Source organism: Parahaliea mediterranea, from assembly GCF_003402235.1.
Classification (GTDB): Bacteria; Pseudomonadota; Gammaproteobacteria; order Pseudomonadales; family Halieaceae; genus Parahaliea; species Parahaliea mediterranea.
On sequence record NZ_QEWO01000003.1, the window covers coordinates 174,872 to 191,646 of the forward strand.

10 protein-coding genes are annotated in these 16,775 nt (G+C 63.2%); 4 read left to right on the forward strand and 6 right to left on the reverse strand.

Annotated elements, in window-relative coordinates; translation table 11 throughout:
- Window positions 1-160 precede the first annotated feature (160 nt).
- Window positions 161-658 (forward strand): nuclear transport factor 2 family protein, encoded by a 498-nt coding sequence (locus DDZ17_RS10195; protein ID WP_116366493.1) that lies wholly within the window; start codon window positions 161-163, stop codon window positions 656-658.
- A gap of 5 nt (window positions 659-663) precedes the next feature.
- On the opposite strand, the gene DDZ17_RS10200 is transcribed toward DDZ17_RS10195, so the two are convergent.
- Window positions 664-2,403 (reverse strand): carboxylesterase/lipase family protein, encoded by a 1,740-nt coding sequence (locus DDZ17_RS10200; protein ID WP_116366494.1) that lies wholly within the window; start codon window positions 2,401-2,403, stop codon window positions 664-666.
- A gap of 180 nt (window positions 2,404-2,583) precedes the next feature.
- On the opposite strand from DDZ17_RS10200, the gene DDZ17_RS10205 reads away from it, so the two are divergent.
- Entirely contained in the window at window positions 2,584-4,326 is a 1,743-nt protein-coding gene (locus tag DDZ17_RS10205; RefSeq protein ID WP_116366496.1) for a thiamine pyrophosphate-binding protein, read from the forward strand.
- A gap of 124 nt (window positions 4,327-4,450) precedes the next feature.
- Here the strand turns inward: DDZ17_RS10205 and DDZ17_RS10210 are convergent, their stop codons facing one another.
- Both DDZ17_RS10210 and DDZ17_RS10215 read right to left on the reverse strand, forming a co-directional pair.
- The gene (locus DDZ17_RS10210; RefSeq protein ID WP_116366498.1) at window positions 4,451-6,787 is read right to left on the reverse strand and encodes a serine/threonine-protein kinase; all 2,337 of its coding nucleotides are present in this window, start codon (window positions 6,785-6,787) and stop codon (window positions 4,451-4,453) included.
- The gene (locus tag DDZ17_RS10215; RefSeq protein WP_206613516.1) at window positions 6,777-7,364 is read right to left on the reverse strand and encodes a sigma-70 family RNA polymerase sigma factor; all 588 of its coding nucleotides are present in this window, start codon (window positions 7,362-7,364) and stop codon (window positions 6,777-6,779) included. The genes DDZ17_RS10210 and DDZ17_RS10215 overlap by 11 nt, the downstream gene beginning before the upstream one ends.
- 192 nt (window positions 7,365-7,556) lie before the next feature.
- Between DDZ17_RS10215 and DDZ17_RS10220 the strand changes: the two genes are divergently transcribed.
- Entirely contained in the window at window positions 7,557-9,236 is a 1,680-nt protein-coding gene (locus DDZ17_RS10220) for a serine hydrolase (protein ID WP_116366502.1), read from the forward strand.
- Between the two features lie 60 nt (window positions 9,237-9,296).
- Entirely contained in the window at window positions 9,297-10,598 is a 1,302-nt protein-coding gene (locus DDZ17_RS22385) for a choice-of-anchor U domain-containing protein (RefSeq protein WP_157976567.1), read from the forward strand.
- A gap of 34 nt (window positions 10,599-10,632) precedes the next feature.
- Here the strand turns inward: DDZ17_RS22385 and DDZ17_RS10225 are convergent, their stop codons facing one another.
- From DDZ17_RS10225 to DDZ17_RS10235, 3 genes are all read right to left on the reverse strand, one after another.
- A complete protein-coding gene (locus DDZ17_RS10225) occupies window positions 10,633-12,549 on the reverse strand; it encodes a DUF3604 domain-containing protein (protein WP_277749311.1) in 1,917 nt (638 codons plus the stop codon).
- On the reverse strand, window positions 12,546-14,261 hold the full coding sequence (locus tag DDZ17_RS10230; protein ID WP_116366507.1) for an N-acyl-D-amino-acid deacylase family protein: 1,716 nt from the start codon (window positions 14,259-14,261) through the stop codon (window positions 12,546-12,548). The genes DDZ17_RS10225 and DDZ17_RS10230 overlap by 4 nt, the downstream gene beginning before the upstream one ends.
- 90 nt (window positions 14,262-14,351) lie before the next feature.
- Window positions 14,352-16,676, reverse strand: coding sequence for a TonB-dependent receptor (locus tag DDZ17_RS10235; RefSeq protein WP_170150200.1), 2,325 nt, complete (start codon window positions 16,674-16,676; stop codon window positions 14,352-14,354).
- Window positions 16,677-16,775: the final 99 nt, after the last annotated feature.

Sequence of the window (16,775 nt, forward strand, 5' to 3'; positions counted from 1 at the left end):
GGGCAGGCAGTGTCCCACCCGCTGGGCCGGCCGGCTTCATTTGCTCGAATGAAGAATGCTGTGCGGTGCTTCATTGATGAGGATTCATCCATGAGGGTGAGGCCGCGGCGCCTTCCGCACCTACAATCAAGCGACTGTTACAAGCCACTGGACGATTACCATGTCAGCCGATACAACCAGCACACTGTCAACGCCGCCATCCACCCTGGACGAGTTGCTCAACCTGGAGGCGATCAAGGCCCTGAAATACCGCTACATCCGCTGCATGACGCTGAGCCTGTGGGACGAGTTGGAGACGCTGCTGACCGCAGACGCCTACAGCGCCTACTCCGACGGCAAATACGTGTTCGAGGGCCGGGACGCGCTAATGGGCTTTTTGCGCAACCAGCACGGTGGCGACGAGCCCACCTCGCTGGGCTACTGGCAGGTGGGCATGCCGGAAATCACCCTGCTGTCGGCCACCACGGCGCGCGGCATCTGGGGCATGTACCACTACTACCTGGACAAAACCGTCGACCAGCAGCTGGAAATGTTCTGCTACTACGAGGACGAGTACCGCAAGGAAGACGGCACCTGGCGCATCTGCCGCACCGGCTACCAGCGGGTGATGGAGCAGTCGCTGGCGCGCAAGGGAGCCTATTCGCTGGAGGTTGGCTGAGCCATCTACGACGGCCCGGCCACACCGGTCCAGGCCATCAGCCGCCACAGCCAGCGCAGCACACCGATGCGCGGCACCGGTGCCAACGCCGCACCGTCATTCTCAAACGCCATCAACCGGGGCTGGCTGGCGTCAAAGGCCGGCCAGTCGGGCAGGCCCGGGCCGCCGGAGCGCCCGTTGTGTGCAAAGCCGGCCCAGTAATCCGCCACGGTGCTGGCCAGTGCGGCATCGCGCGCGGGCACCTCATCGCCAAGCCCCGGGAATTGGGCGAGGGACTCAAACACATAGAACAGCTCCATGCCGTGGGGAGCGCCCGCGGCATAGCCCCGCAGCGCTTCTGGCACGGCATTGAAGCGGTAGAGGTAGGCATTGGCAGTTGCTGCATTGGTGCTTTTGTTTGCATTTGTGTCGGCTCCGTCATGCGCCCATAACGCTGCCAGGTGCAGGGTGCCCGCCCCCAGGAACAGGTCACTGGCCAGCAGGTCGCGGGGCGCGGCGGCGCCGGCATTCTCGCCTGGCTTCTGGCCGGGCGTCTCGTCAGTCTTCTCGTCGGGGTTCTCGTCACGATAGCCCAGAGCCAGCAGGGCGGAGACCGCCGCCCCGGCCACGCCCCGGGACGGTACCTCCAGCAGCGGCAGCAGCGATGGCCGCTCGAGCGCAAACTGCCACACCTGCGCTTCCAGCGTGTTGCTGCCAAGCAGTATCGGCGGGCGCTTAGCCGGTGGCAGCGCGCGCAGGTAAGCCAGCGGGTGCTCGGGCAGAACGGTGTCATCCAGGCTGGGGGCAGTGGTGACGGCAATCTCCATCACCGCTTCGTAGGACGGATGCGCCGGTGCCACCGCATCAAGCGGCAGATTGCGCAGGGCCTGTGCCACGCCGCTATCGCTGCCCGACAGACCCTGCGCCGCGGCAAAGGCCAACCCCAGGGCCTCGGCTGAGGGCAGCTCATCCCGGTCTTCGCCCCCGTCTTCGTTCCCACTAGCGCTCTGTCGCAGCCGGCGCATGGGCCGCAAAATCGCCCCGGACTGCACAATCAACCGATTGAACAGTCCTTCTGCAGCGGGCGACGCCAGCAGCGCAAGGGCGGCGATGCCACCGGCGGATTCGCCAAACAGGGTGACGTTGTGCGGGTCGCCGCCAAAGGCGGCGATATGATCCTGCACCCAGCGCAGGGCGGCGAGCTGATCCAGCAGGGCAAAATTGGCCGTGGCCTGCCCCAGGGCCGGGTGGGCAAAAAAGCCCAGGCGCCCCAGGCGATAGTTCAGGCTGACCAGAATCACCCCGCGCCGGGCCAGGCCCCGGCCATCAAACACTGCATCGCTGCCGGCACCGGCAATAAACCCGCCGCCGTGCAGCCACACCATCACCGGCGCCGACGCGCCGGGCGCAAGTGCCGCTGGCGCCCACACGTTCAGGTACAGGCAGTCTTCGCTGAAGGCCTCGCGCACCGCCAGTTGGGTTTCGGTTTCCCGGGATTGCGGGCAGGCCGGGCCGAAGTGGCGGGCACTGCGAATGCCCTGCCAGGCAACAGGCGCCGCCGGCGGCCGCCAGCGCCTCTCGCCCACTGGCGGCGCCGCATAGGGCAGGCCAAAAAAGGTGCGCACCCCGTCACGGGTGCTACCGTGCACGCGCCCCGAGGGCAGCTGCACCACATCTTCGTTCTGGCCTTGCACGGCGGCGCTCGCCGGCAGGGTCAACAACGCCAGTGCCATGCCGGCGGCACCCAGCAAAGTGGGCTTGGGCATCCTGTCGTCTCCGTATCTGTGGAATCGTCAACATACCCCCACCAAAGGTTTGCACCTCATTCCTTTGAATGACGCGCGAGCACGCGCCCGCCCCTGGGCTGGCAATTTCATTCGAAGGAATGATGCCGGCCCATCCCGCGCCAATAGACTGCAAGACTCACTGGCATACTGGAGCGGCTTATGAGTACACAGGCACTGGGGGAGCGCATCGCGGATCTGCTGCTGGGCGAGGGCGTGGACCGTTTTTTCTCGCTGCCGGAGGTCACCTTCGGCAAATTGCACGACGCCCTGGACCGCCGAGGGGCGCCGCTGATCGCACCCCACCACGAAGCGGCGGCGGGCTATATGGCCGAGGCCTACGCGCAGCTCACCGGGCGCATGGCGGTGGTTGGCGGCAGCGTGGGGCCGGGCGCGATTAATCTCTACCCGGTGATCGCCAACTCCTGGAGCGAGAACCTGCCCATACTCTACCTGGGCTCGGAGCGCACCGTGCTGGCACGCAACTCACCGCGCCGCAGCCAGTTCCAGTGCCCACCCAACCTTGAGGTGGTAAAGCCCATCACCAAATACTGCGCCATGATCGAAAACCCGCTGGAGGCCGACGCCATTTTCCAGGAGGCCTTTCGGCAACTGCACACCGGCACCCCCGGCCCGGTGTACATCGGGCTGCCCTTCGACCTGCTGCTGGAAGAGCACGACTTTGGGCCGCTGGCCCCGCCGCAGCGCTATCGTCCGGCGAGCTTCGTCGACACCGTCTGCGACGCCGACCTCGCCGCGCTGGCCGAAGAGCTGGTGGCCTCGCCGCTGCCGCTGATTCTGGCCGGGGCCGGGCTGCGCCTGTCGCGGATGCAAGCAGCCCTGGAACAGCTGGCGCGGGCGCTGGGGTGCCCGGTCATCACCACCCCCGCCGGGCGCGGCGTGCTGCCAGACACCCACCCCCAGCTGTTTGACCTGGGCGTGGCGCCGGGCTCGGACATTGCCGCCCAGGCAGACACAGTGCTGGTGCTGGGCTCATCCATCAGCGAGCAGGTGGCCTTTGGTGGCCAGCCCTACGCCCGCAGCCAGCAGGGCTTTCCGAACTTTTTTGGCGATCCCGCCACACAGCGCTGGATACACATTGATCGCGACCCGGCGGCCCTCGGCCGCAACCGGCCGGTGGATGTGGCCCTGGCCGGCGATTTGCGCCGGGTAATGCCGCGCCTGGTGGATGCAGTGCAGCGCGCCGGCGCCGAGCCCGAGCGCAACGCCAAACGCCTTGGCACCTGGCAACAAGCGCGCGAGGCCCACTACCGTTCGCTCTACAGCGCCACCACCGACAGCCAGCCCATACACCCGGGCCGCGCCATCGTGGAAGTGCAGCGGGCCCTGCCGGAGCAGGCCATCATCGTGCGCGATGGCGGCGCTTTCAAAATCTGGGCCATGAATCTACTGCACCATCCCATCAGCGAGAACCTGGCCGCCATCAAGCAGGGCATGCTGGGCAGCGGTGTGCCCTACGGGCTGGGCGCGGCGCTGGCCGCCCGCGACGACGGGCGCCGCGTCTGTGTGATCACCGGCGATGGCGCCTTTGGCTTTTACCCCATGGAGCTGGAGACCGCCGTGCGCCACAACCTGCCGGTGGTGATTGTGGTGGGCTACGACGCGGGCTGGTCGCTGGAGGTGCCCTACTACATGCAGGTGTGCGGGCGCACCTTTGAAGTGGACCACGAGTTTGTACGCCTGGATGAAATGGCCCGCACCCTCGGCGCCCACGGTGAGTTCTGCACGCGCAGCGACGAAATTGGCCCGGCTATGCAACGCGCGCTGGCGGCGCAAAAGCCGGCACTGGTGCAGATTGTGATTGACCGGGACATCAACGCCTACCAGATGCCCAACAATGGCGTGTGGTCCAGCTGGCATGCGGACAAGGCGGTGTATCAATAGCACACTGCTCTTTTGGAATTTCACCGGCGAGAGCAATGAACCCGCCTTTGTCCAATACCTGTTTGATGAACATCACCAACGTGACCGTCGGGGGAATTGGATCTACCACCGCCAGGGCTGTGGATCAGCGCCGCGCATCGGCCAGCCAGGCGCGGGCCTGGTCCATGAAACGTGACTCGCGCATGTCCCCATCCTCGTCAAAAGCAGCGACCACTGTCTCCAGCGTCGCGATGGCCGCAGCCCGTTCCTGCGGATCCTCACTGACCAGGAGCACCGCCCGGGCCTGGGACATGCGACCCACCCGCAGGTAGATCGAACTTTCGTCACGGTAGCGGGGAAAAATTCGCACCGCCGCAGCCAGATGCCCCACCGCGTCTTGCGGCCTGTGCATATCGAGGAGCAGGCGCCCGACGTTCAGGTGCTGGGACGCCACGGAATCCGAGTCTGGACCAAATACCTGGCGTCGCACCTCCAGCGACTCCAGATAGAGCGGCAGCGCTTCGTCATTCCGGCCCTTCTGGCTCAGCACATTGCCATAGTTGTTCAGCGCGTGCGCAAGATCCGCAATCACTCCCCGCTCTCCCAGCGCCCGCAGGCGCTCGATGGCCTGCAGATAATAGCGCCTGGCCTGTTCCAGCTCTCCCAGACCATCGTAGGCATGGCCCAGATTGATCAACGTGGCCGTGCGATCCGGCGACTCGGGGCTGAGGCGCATCGCCGCCGTTTGGTGATCAATGGCCTCCTGCCAAAGCTCCATGCCCACCAGCACCACACCCAGGTCATTGTGGATCAGGGCCCGGAACTCCGCATTGTGGGCGGGGGTGAAATCGGCGATGACGTCCAGGTACGCCGCGCGGGAGCGGTCGTAGTTCTCCCGCTCGTACTCGAGCCACGCCAGGTGCGCCCGCGTGCGCAGCAGAACTTCGGCATCCGCAGCGACGGTCTCTTCCAGCAACGCCTGCGCACGGCGCAGATTGCGCTCACCGCCATCGAGATCCAGCAGCGTGAGCTGCACTCCCCCCACGCTCTGGCGCAGGGAGGCCTCCAGCAGTGGCTGGGAAACGAAGCGCTCATCCAGCAGCGCGCTCGCGTCCGTGAGCACCTCCCGTACTGTACGATCCTGATCCGCCGCGTAGGGGTCCGCCTCGGCGAGCACTTCCTGCATGAAACTGTTCATGGCCTGGGCCCGATCCCGCTGCTGGCGCGCCTCATCCGCCTGCCACAGCGCCACGCCCAGCCCCACGGCCAGGGACGAGATCACCGCGGCAGTCGCCAGCAGCCCCTTCCAGTGACGGCGGATGAACCGGTTCACGCGATAGGCTCGGGAATCACCGCGGGCGACAATGGGCCGTCGCTGCTGGTAACGCTGCAGATCCGCGCGCAGATCCGCCACGGAGCCATAGCGACGCAACGGATCCTTGTGCAGGGCTTTGGCGAGAATCGTATCCAGATCGCCGCGCAGCGCCTGGGCGAGGCGCGCCACGGAGCTTCGCCGCATGGCAGCGATGTCCGCCACTTGCCCGGCTTTGCGCAGCGCTATGCTCGCCGGCAGGGGATCCACATCGCAGATGAGCGCCTCGATCTCGGCCGCGGACATCTCCGTGGTGATCCGGTAGGGCGGCACCCCCGCAAGCAGCGTGTAGAGCAGCACCCCCAGGCCATAGACATCCGTCGCCGTGCTTATGCCTTCCCCGCGCAGCTGCTCCGGTGCTGCGCTGCCAAAGCTGATGCGCCGCTCCACCGTCGCCTCCGGCGAGGCGGTTTCATCCAGCAGGCTGGCGATGCCGAAGTCCAGCACCTTGGCCCGCCCCTGTTTGTCCACCAGTACGTTGGACATCTTGATGTCCCGGTGCGTAATCAGTATCTGATGCAGGGAGGCGATCGCATCCGCCACCTGGTCGAACAGCGCCAGGCGCTGCACCAGGCTCAGGCGACGGTGATCCGCATAGGTGTCGATGGGCAGGCCATCCACATAGTCCATCGCCAGCCAGGGCAGGCCATCGTCCGTGGTTCCACCGTCGAGCAGGCGGGCGATATTGGGATGATCCACGCGCGCCAGCAGCTGGCGTTCGCGGGCGAAGCGGGCAATCAGTTCCGGCGACTCAAAGCCCAACCGCACCAGCTTCAGTGCGGCACGCTGGGCAAAACCCTCACCCAGGCGCACGGCCTCGAAGACGCTGCCCATGCCGCCGCTCTGTATCAGGGCATCGATGCGCCAGGGGCCGATGGAAGAGCCAATCAGCGAGGAGCCAAGCAGATCCGGAACCAGCGCCGCCGCCTCATTGAGCGCCGAATCCTCGAGAAAATCGCCGCTGGCGTCGTGCGCCGCAAGGAGCGCGCGCAGCTCCGCCGCCATGGCGGGGTCTTGTTTGTCCAGATGCTCCAGCACGGCCTCGCGCTGGGCGGAGGTGGACAGCGCCACCGTCTCGTCGAAAAGTTGCGCGAGGCGGTCAGGGTCCAATGGGCGCGCTACCCGATTCCGACAGGCGCCGTAGCAGCCAGGCCTTAGCCATCACCCAGTCGCGCTTTACCGTCGCCGGTGAAACGGACAGGTAGGCCGCGCTCTCATCCACGGACAGACCCGAAAAATAGCGCAGCTCCACCAGATGTGCCTGGCGCGGGTAGACCGCCGACAGGTCATCCAGGGCGCTGTCCAGATCAATGAGTTCGGCAGCTCGTGCAGGGGTCATGGCCTGGGCTGGAATCGGCGCATCGGGATCCGCGTCCAGGGACATCACTTCGCGGCGCCGATCGCGTTTGTCCGCCAGGCGTCGCCGCGCGGCGTCGAGGAGAATACGACGCACCACGGTCGCGGTCACCGCGAAAAAATGTTGCCGATCCTGCCAGTTGGTTTCGCATTGCTGCGACAGGCGCAGATAGGCTTCGTTCACCAGATCCGTCGCCTGGAGCGTGATGGATCCCGCTTCACCATTGAGCCCGGTGCGTGCAATGCGCCGTAGCTCCTCATAGATGAGCGGCAATACTTCGTGTTCCGCCGCCTGATCCCCAGAGGACCAGGCACGGAGCAGAGTGGTCACATCACGCGACTTGTTCCCGGGCGCTGCCATGGCAAAAGTATAACCCGAAACGAGTGGTGGGCATCGACGAACCGATTGTCCTCGCGACCAGAAAGCACGTGATTGTGAGCCTTTTCACACCGCCACCGCGCGTAAGAGATACAGAGGCATCCGGCACCGTGCCCACACCAACCTTCGAAGCGGGGAAGCCCCATGACCACTTCATCAACACGCCTCGTGCGAACCATCGGCGTCATCGCCCTGGGAGCGCTCCTGGGCGCCTGTCGTCACGGCATACTCATCACTGGCCAGGGCAGTGTCAGCTCGGCTACGGGCACCCGGGACTGCGCCTCGGGGGAGTGCCGCTTCGACATCGAGGGTCGCTACCTCGAGACCTACACCGCCACGCCAAAAGCAGGCTGGCTGTTTGACGCCTGGGAGAACTGCCAGACTCCCCAGGGCAATCGCTGCAGCTTCGACATCGCTGCGGATGTGGTCGCTGAACAGGAGGGTGCGGAGGTACCCTCCGCCGTCGCCCGCTTCCGGCGACCCATCGAGCCCCTGTTCCGCGACGTTAACGGCAACTTCGAACTCCCCGATGGCAGCGCCACAAACCAGCTGCGCTGGCTGCTGGAGGAACTCGGCTCCGCGAGCACAAGCCTCAGCGAGATCAAAGCACACTTCCATCCGGATTTTCTCGCCCAGATTCCCGCGGCAACGATGCGTGACGAAATCGCCGCCATGCGTGCCGAAATCTCTGACCCTGTGATAGACGACCTGATCACCGCCACACCGGTGTACACCCGGGGCCTCATTGCCCAGCGGGGGCGCGTCGACAACGCTATGTTCCTTTCCCTGAACGCCGACTACGGCAATGGCAGCGACGACGGACTGATCACCAGCCTGTCCTGGACCCCCGGCCTGTTTACCAATGGCAATAACGTCACTGCGGAATTTGCCAATGCAAATCTCGCCTCCCTGGGCCAGTCCGTAAAGGGACTCGCGACGAAAACCGCCATGCTCGTGGCCCGCATAGAGAACGACCGCTGCAAAGGAATGTACGGGCACAACGCCCAGTTGCCCTACCCCACGGGATCGATCTTCAAGCTCTGGGTGCTCGGAGCGCTGGCGGAAGAAATCCGCGCTGGCCGCATCGACGCCTCGGCGATGGTGCCGATGAGCAGCGCCGAGTACGCCCCCGGTAGTGCCATCAACAACGTGACCCCTGGCACCCAGATTCCCCTCGCGCAGATGGCCAACCTGATGCTGGGCGTCAGCGACAATACCGCCACGGATCACATCCATGAATTGATTCCCCGCCCTCGCCTCGAAAAAATCCTCGGGCGCTTCAAGAACAAGAACAAGTCATCACTCACCCCGTTCCTTAGCGTGAATGAGCAGTTTCACATTCTCTGGAGCCTGACCCCGGCCCGTGCCCGCGCCTACGCCAACCGCAACGACAACCAGCAGCGCAAGATTCTGGCAAACGAGATTGAGCCCCTGGGCCCCGTAAGCCGGTATTCGTACAACAACTGGAATGCGCTGCTGGAGAGCAGCTGGGCGGCGAGCGCTTTCGACGTATGCCAGGCCTACGCGGGCCTGCGCAGCTACGACAATCGCAGCGAGGCCTTTGAACTACTGGATCAGGCAGCCGGCGCCGACGCCGTGCTGCTGTCCCTGCGCAAGCGCTGGGATCGCGTATGGCAGAAGGGTGGCTCCCTGGCCACGGTGGATGGGAACTTTGTCTTTACCCTGAGCTGGCTGCTGGAATCCGACGACAAGGGCACCTACGTGGTCGTCATCATGCTCAACAACCCGGATCTTTCTCCCGTGGATTTTGGACCCGCATTCAATATTGCCGCCCGCGCCGAACAGATTCTCTACAACCGCTGAGGGACATCAAGGTCCTGCCAGGTGCTGACAAGAAGTACAACCACTCGATGAGGCATTGACGTGAAAGTTATCGAAAGAAGCAAGGATAGTATTAGAGTAACCGTGGCGATTATTCGCTTCTCCTTCATGCTGCTGGTGGGGAGTTCCTTGGCGGGCGCGATTCAGGCAGCGCCTCCGGGCACCCCTGCGCCCGTGAGACCATTGCCGCTGTGTGATCGTTCATTCGACCCGCCCCGGGGTGCCTGCGTCGAGGATAGTGAGTTTGTTGACCTTTCCTCGTCGGGCGCGCTGTCTGGAAATGGCTCGGTTCAGCTGACAGCCACACCTAGCCTACCTGCCTGTGAGAGAGGTAATGCAACGACCGGCTTTTGGGAGCCCTCGCCATGCTACAGCGCAATCGAGTTTAACCAGTTCGGGTTCTGTTATTACATCGACCAGATCACGAACGAGTTCCAATCCTGCAGGGACTACAACTATCAGGACGGCACAACCCCGTTTAACGGATATGCGGGCGGCCGGGATGTACTCATCCGAACGAGCCCGGCAATCGGGGTCGGCGCAACAGGAACCCGCTCTGGATGCGGTGCATTTAGTGACTTTGCCACCTTTGGAGGCGGTGGTGTCCCCGTCTGGAGTGAGATCGCCCCGACAGCGCTTACCTGCACTCACAGCATTACCCGTACCCCCGACAACCTGTTCGGCGCGTCCTGGCATGCTACGAGCGTAACATTGGACGTACGCCGCAATGGCGAAAGACGCGTGACGAAGGCTAGCGCCGACGTTTTCTACATCCTTGAGGGTACGCTGGGTCCGCTGGCACCGAATCCAAACGAGGAGCCGCAAGACCCCATTGAAATAGAAGAACCTTCGCCGACGGGTACAGGCACCGTGCGCATTGCGCTGACTCCCTCTGACACAGATACAGGTTGCGTAGTTTCCGATGCGCAGACTTTAACTATTCCGGCACCGCCGCCTGAAGGTATTACTCTTCCCCACGGGGGGTTTGGATTCACCTTCTCGGGTTGCGCACCAGGGTTCAGTGTCGAGGCGAGCATCGAGTATCCTAGCGTTATCCCGTCGGGTTCCGAATATTACAAGTATGATGGAAGTCGAGGCTGGTTCACGATTCCCGCAAACATTTCAGGCGATACGGTCACCTTTACCATCACGGATAACGGCCCCGGTGATGCTGATCCCGCTGTCGGAACCATTCGTGACCCGGGCGGTATCGGTATTCCTGTCGTGGCCACAGGGCCGGGCTCGTTTGCTGCCATTCCGACGGCACCACACTGGATCCTCACCATATTGGCAGGTTTAATGGTTGTCCTCGTGTTCGCACGTTCCAGGTTCAACGGTTCCTGAATGCCACTTCAACACGAAGCGCGGCCAATTGAGCCTACTCCAGCTGGCGCGCCTGGGGCTCGAACCAGATAGGGGAAGTCCAGGCCCGCTCCTGCACAGTTTCAAGAGGTAGGTCTTTCTCCCGACCCAGTCGCAGGGCATCGTAGTGGGTCCAGCGACAGGAGGGGGTTTCAAAAACACGCACGTAGTACACCGCCCGCTGGCGCGGATCAAAATCAGGATCGCGCCAGCTTGTTGCCAGAGCGGCCGCCCCGCGCTTCGACCTGGGGCGGCAATTGCTGGCATCCACCTCAGCGCCGCTGGGCGGGCAGCGTGCGGTAGCGGCATCCGGCTCAAGGCCATCCGAGCAGGCCACATCATAAACCCGCACGGCCAGTTCACCGTCTACTACCAACCCTTTAACGATCTGCAATTTCTGCAGCGGGTTGGATTGCGGATCTCGGTTGGCCCACAGGGCAAACACGGGTGAAACCTGACCAGGCTGGGGCTCGGCCAGTGGATGCATTTCACCGCCCATCGGCACGCCCATCGCGTAGGCCAGGGCATCGCGATCAGTTCGTTCGTGGATATCTTCGGGAACGTCGTAACCGGCAAAAAAGCGCACCCCTATTCTCGGCCCGCTGGTGGCAAAAACCTCGCGGCGATACAGGGCATCCCATATCGCGCTCCGGGTATTTTCTTGAGCCCAGACACCGGTCAACCCGCCCGGGTTAAACAGGCGAAATGCACCGCCTGCATCAACTCCGGCATCCAAACCCAGGCGCTGTTCCGGCCGGTAGTCCTGTTGCCCCAGATGACCGTTGAATTGCGACTCGACCACAGCCCCAGGAGTTCCATTGTGATTATCGGTAGCGGCTACAAACCCGAACTGGAAGGGGTTGAAGCCGAGTCTCGCGCGGATATCCAAGCCTTTCACCAGCGCATTGCGCAGAAACGAATCCGGCCCCGCGCAGTGCTCGCTTTGCCCCGGTTCGCAGGCTGCTACAGTAAGCTCGAAGTTGCAGTCCTCATCTGCCAGGCCCACGCCCACCTGGCATTCAGACGACCCCTTGATCTGGAAAATCTCTACCAGGCGCTCCAGTCGCGCTCGCCGTTTTAGTGTCTGCTCATCCCATGCCGACCCATCTGAATGTCGGTCCGACCAGAAAAAGCGGCCCCAGGAATAATTGCTGTTGTGGGGAATGGTGAGCGCCCGACAGGCGCCGGTGCACGTGGCATCCAGCCAGCGCCACAAATCCTCGCCGCTGCCTTCATAGGCGCTGAAGACCGTGTCCGGCACCGTTGCCGACCCAAAAATCACATTGCGATGCAGCATGCCCGGCGCACGTGACGCAAGCACCGCGTCGGCACTGGGTGCCCGGGGGATATTGTCGGAAAATTCAAAACCCAGCAGCGTGGTGAACTCCCCTGGCCGGTTGTGCCGTTCTGCCACGGCCCTGGTATCCCGCCAGATATTCGCCGCCGCGCGCGAGCAATTCTCCGGGTGGTCACCGCAAATGGCGGCGCGGCGCTCGCCGTCAGTGACGCTGGCCGACATCACTGCGAATTCGCGCAGGTCACGCTGTCTTATAGCCAGGCAGGCTTGGCTTTCGTAACTGCCGCTGCCGGCTTGCGTACACCGGAACAGTTCGCCCATATATTCCGCATGATCGGTAATCGCGACAAAATCCAGCGGCTGTTGCAGCCGCACTGTGGCGCCTCCGTACAGCGTCAGCGCTTCGCCCTGGGCAAAGCGCAATGCGGCTTCCGGGCCATGGGTATTGCCAAAGATATAGCTGTCCAGCGAATGGGCCGTGTGCAGGTGCAACTCGCCAAAATACAGACGGGTTGCCGCCGGTGTGGCGCCCGCCTCCAGCCCGATTGCGCCCAACAATGCCAGCGCTAGCGACAAGCCAACCTGCCGCCCGAAGCGAGTACAGGGGCTTTGCAACAGGCGGTTCAGTGGAATCACTCCGATCTACGTCGCAGCAAACGACCGGGCAAGGCTCCCGTTGCAACCCCATCGCGATAAGTGACCTCTCCCGACTTGATCGTCATGAGGTAACCGCTGGCATCCTGCACCAGGCGCCCACCACCGGCGGGCAGGTCGAACACCATGCGCGGCGCGTGCAGGCAAAGTGCGTCGTAATCGATGATGTTGATATCCGCGCGTAGGCCCGCAGCCAGCAGCCCCCTATCGGTGAACCCCACCGCCTGCGCATTGCGCTGGCTCAGCGCATGCACCGCCCAGGGCAGGGAAAAACGCGGGCCGTTGCTGCGGTCACGGGTCCAGTAGGCGAGTAGGTGGGTGGAGTAGCTTGAATCACAAATGGTGCCGTAGTGTGCCCCGCCATCGCCAAGCGCCACCAGCGTATCGGGGTGCGCGAGCATGTCGTAGCTGTGGTTCAGGGTGTGGCCCACATAGTTGGATGCGGGCAGCAGGAGCAGCCCGTGGCCTTCATCCTGCAGCAGCAAATCATAGGCGAGTTCGTCAACACTCAGCCCCCGCTGCGCGGCCTGGGGGCCCAGCCTTTCATCGGGGGCCGGCTCATAATTGGGCGGATTACCCAAGGGGAACAGCTCTGCGGTCTGCGCCATGAAGTAGGCGTAGATGGCATTGTTGGTATCCGGCTGCTCCGAGAGGATACGGCGCCGGACGTGCGGATCGCGCAACCGGGCAACGCGCTCGGCCAGGGGCAGCCCTTCGATCTCCCGGTAGCTCGGGTGAAAACGAAAGGGGTGCATGGACAGCTCAAGCCCCATCAGTACGCCGATGCCGCGGGTAAACACCTGCGCCCGGATCGGCAGGCCCGCCGCGCCAGCCTCGCCCAGCAAGGCCAGGGTACGCGGCATGTGCTCGGGGAACTGCACCGTATGCAGCAGGGAAAAGGACAGCGGGCGCCCGCCCGAGGCCTGCACGATGCGCCGAAACAAAGCCATTTCAGCGTCGGGGTTCTCACCCTCCTGCGACGAGGGAACCAGCTGGAATACACCACCATCGGCACGTTTCAGGCCCGCGGCCAGCGCCATCAGTTCTGCCTCGCCGGCGCCAATGGTGGGTGCCAGGTCGCCGTCCGCGGTGCGGTGGGCCAGTGTTCGCGAGGTGCTTACGCCAAAAGCACCAGCCCGGACACCTTCTGCGACCAGCTCGGTCATGCGCTCCAGTTCAGCGGCACTGGCGGCTTCGCGATCCGCTCCGCGCTGGCCCATGACGTGAACCCGCACCGCGGCATGGGGCACCTGGGTGGCAAAATCCACATCGGCCTGGCGCTGCTGTAGCGCATCCAGGTACTCTGGGAACGACTCCCAGTTCCATGGCAGTCCCTCGGCCATCACCACCTGGGGAATATCCTCCACCCCCTCCATCAGCCGTATCAGGCGGTCGCGGTCATCGGGTCGGCACGGTGCAAAACCGACGCCACAGTTGCCCATGAGAACCGTGGTCACGCCGTGGCTGGATGAGGGCGAAAGATGGCTGCCCCAGGTCACCTGGCCATCGTAATGGGTATGAATGTCGACGAAGCCAGGGGTAACGATGGCACCACTGGCATCGATTTCGTACCGCCCTCGCTCGGGTACCTCGCCCACCCGGGCGATATGCTGGCCAGTGATGCCGACATCTCCCTGGAAAGGGCTGCCTCCGCTACCATCGATGATAGTGCCATTGCGGATCACGATATCCATAACTCACCTTGTATAGGGGCTTACAACAAACTCGGTTTGAGACCGGCCTGGGCGCAGGAGAGCGCGCGCAACCAGGCCGGTTGCCAGCAACTAGAAGCTGACCGAAAGATCGACACCCCAGGTACGCGGAATCTGGAAGGTGCCGACGATGGTGCCGTTGCCCAGCGAGCGCGGGAACTCCAACTCGTCGGTATCCAGCAGGTTTTTGCCCCACAGGGAGATGCGCCCCTGCACGCCGTTACCACCCAGGGGAATCTCCGCCAGGGTCAGGCGGGCAGACAGCTGGGTATTGGCGCCCTTGGTAATGGCCCGGTCGAGTTGGCGATTGACCTGATCCAGGTTGATGCAGTTGCCACCCTCACCCACACTGGCGCCCACCGGACAGGCCAGCCCGTAGCTCTCATCCTCCCAGGAGGCGTCCAGCCGGGCACTCCATAGCCCCCAGCGGGTTGACGGGAAGTCGTACTGCAGGCCCAGGTAAGCATTGGACTCGGGGTACAGGTAGCGCAGGTCGCCCTCTTTGTCATCATTGAGGTAGCCGTAGGTGGCATTCAGGGTTAACCCTTCCCACAGCAAAGCGGTCAATTCAAGCTCGATACCGTCCTGGGTACTTTCACCGGAATTGATAATGATGGTGCCGGTCGAGGGAGAAAACTCACTGGTCTGCAGGTCATCCACTTTGGCGTGGAACACGGCAGCGTTCAAACGCACGCGCTTATCCAGCCAGTCGGATTTGATACCCAACTCGTAGTTAATGATTTTCTCCTCGTCAAAGGACACACCCCCAAGTACACCGCCCGACAGGTGGGCGGTAGCCACCTTGCCATACAGGCTGGTGTCATCATTCCACTGGTAGGTGGCCGACACGTCCCAGTCGACATAGCTGAAGTCTGCATCGAACTTGGAACCCGGTGGGATAAACGCCACCTGCTTGATCACCTCTTCCCGGTCATCTTTGGTGTAGCGCACGCCGCCGCTCAGGGTCCAGGCCTCCGTGAGGTGGTAGTTCAACGAGCCGTAAATGGCGCGCGACTCGTTCTCTACCGCCTCCTCACCACCGGCAAAAAAGTCATTCGGAACAAACGTACTGACATTCCCTACCTGAATGGGCTCGGGCGGCAACCACAGGCCACCAATGAAAACCGGGCCGTAGGAGTCGCCCTCTTCCTTGAAATAGAATAGACCAAGCAGCCAGTCGAGCTTCTCGTGGGTGCCAATCAGCTGGAATTCGTTGGACACCTGTTCCTGGTCGCGAACATTCAACGAACTGATGTAGGCAAAGGGTACGCCAGGGGCTCCCAGAGCGGCGCCGTCGAGGGCGTTGCCGTCGATGTCGTTGCCGCCGGTGTGTTCCTCGAACTCGCGATAGCTCAGGATGTTCTTGATGGCCAGGCTATCCGACAACTCATACTGCAGGGTAAAGGCGTGGCCAGACACCTCCAGTTCGCCAGTGCCGGTAAAATCCAGCGGCAGTGAGTCCAGGCGCTTGGTGCTGGCGGGAATGCCCCCGCTGGCGGCGAACAGACCGGCAGTACCGGGATCGACAAAACCCAGCAACTGCACACCCAACTGCGAGTTTTCCTTGTCGGTGTAGTCAAAGCGGTAGTCCAGTTGCAAACCGTCGATACCGGTATAGCGCAGCGCCAGGCCGATGGCTTCGCTGTCTTCTTCGCCAAAGGAATCCGCCGCCTCGATCTCACCGACCGGCGCCGACAGCACCTTGGTAGTGCCGCCCACGCGGTTGTCCACGTAGCCGTCGTTGCTGCTGTTCAGGTAGGTCAGGCGGGCTGAAAAACCATTGTACTCGCCAGTATCGACCGTCGCCCTGACACGGGTGAGATCATAGTCACCCGCAGTGACCTCAACTTGCCCTTCAAATTCCTCGGCAGGTGCGCAACTGCGGAAGTTGATGGCGCCGCCGGTGGAGTTGCGACCAAACAGGGTGCCCTGGGGGCCACGCAACACTTCCAACTGGCAGGTGCTGGCGAGGTCAAAGGCTGAAGCAATGGCGCGCCCCAGATACACGTCGTCAATGTACAACCCCACGCGCGAATCCACCTGAAACTTGGTGGAACCAGTGGCCTGGCCGCGCAGGGTAAACAGCGGCGCAGAACCGCTGCCAAACTGGGTTTCCACACTGAGGTTGGGCACTGTTACCCCAACCTCGCCAAAATTGCTGATTTGCAGGTCTGCAAGCTGGTCCGCCGACAGGGCGGTCACCGCGATGGGAATATTCTGCAGGCTTTCCTCGCGGCGCCGGGCGGTAACCACCACTTCTTCCAGCGCGCCGCTGGCCTGTGCGCCGGAGGCACTGGTGGACTGGGCCGCGACATCGGCGGTGGCGGCGACACAGGCGCCGGCCGCGGCCATCAATTGCAGGGGAAGGATCCGTTTCTTCAACTTTATTGTAATCATAAGAACTCCGTAATTTGACAGGCGCTGCCTTACCGGGTCGGAGGATCGGCCATACTGCATACACCTTGCTTAGACGGGCACTGGCCGATAGCGCGAATG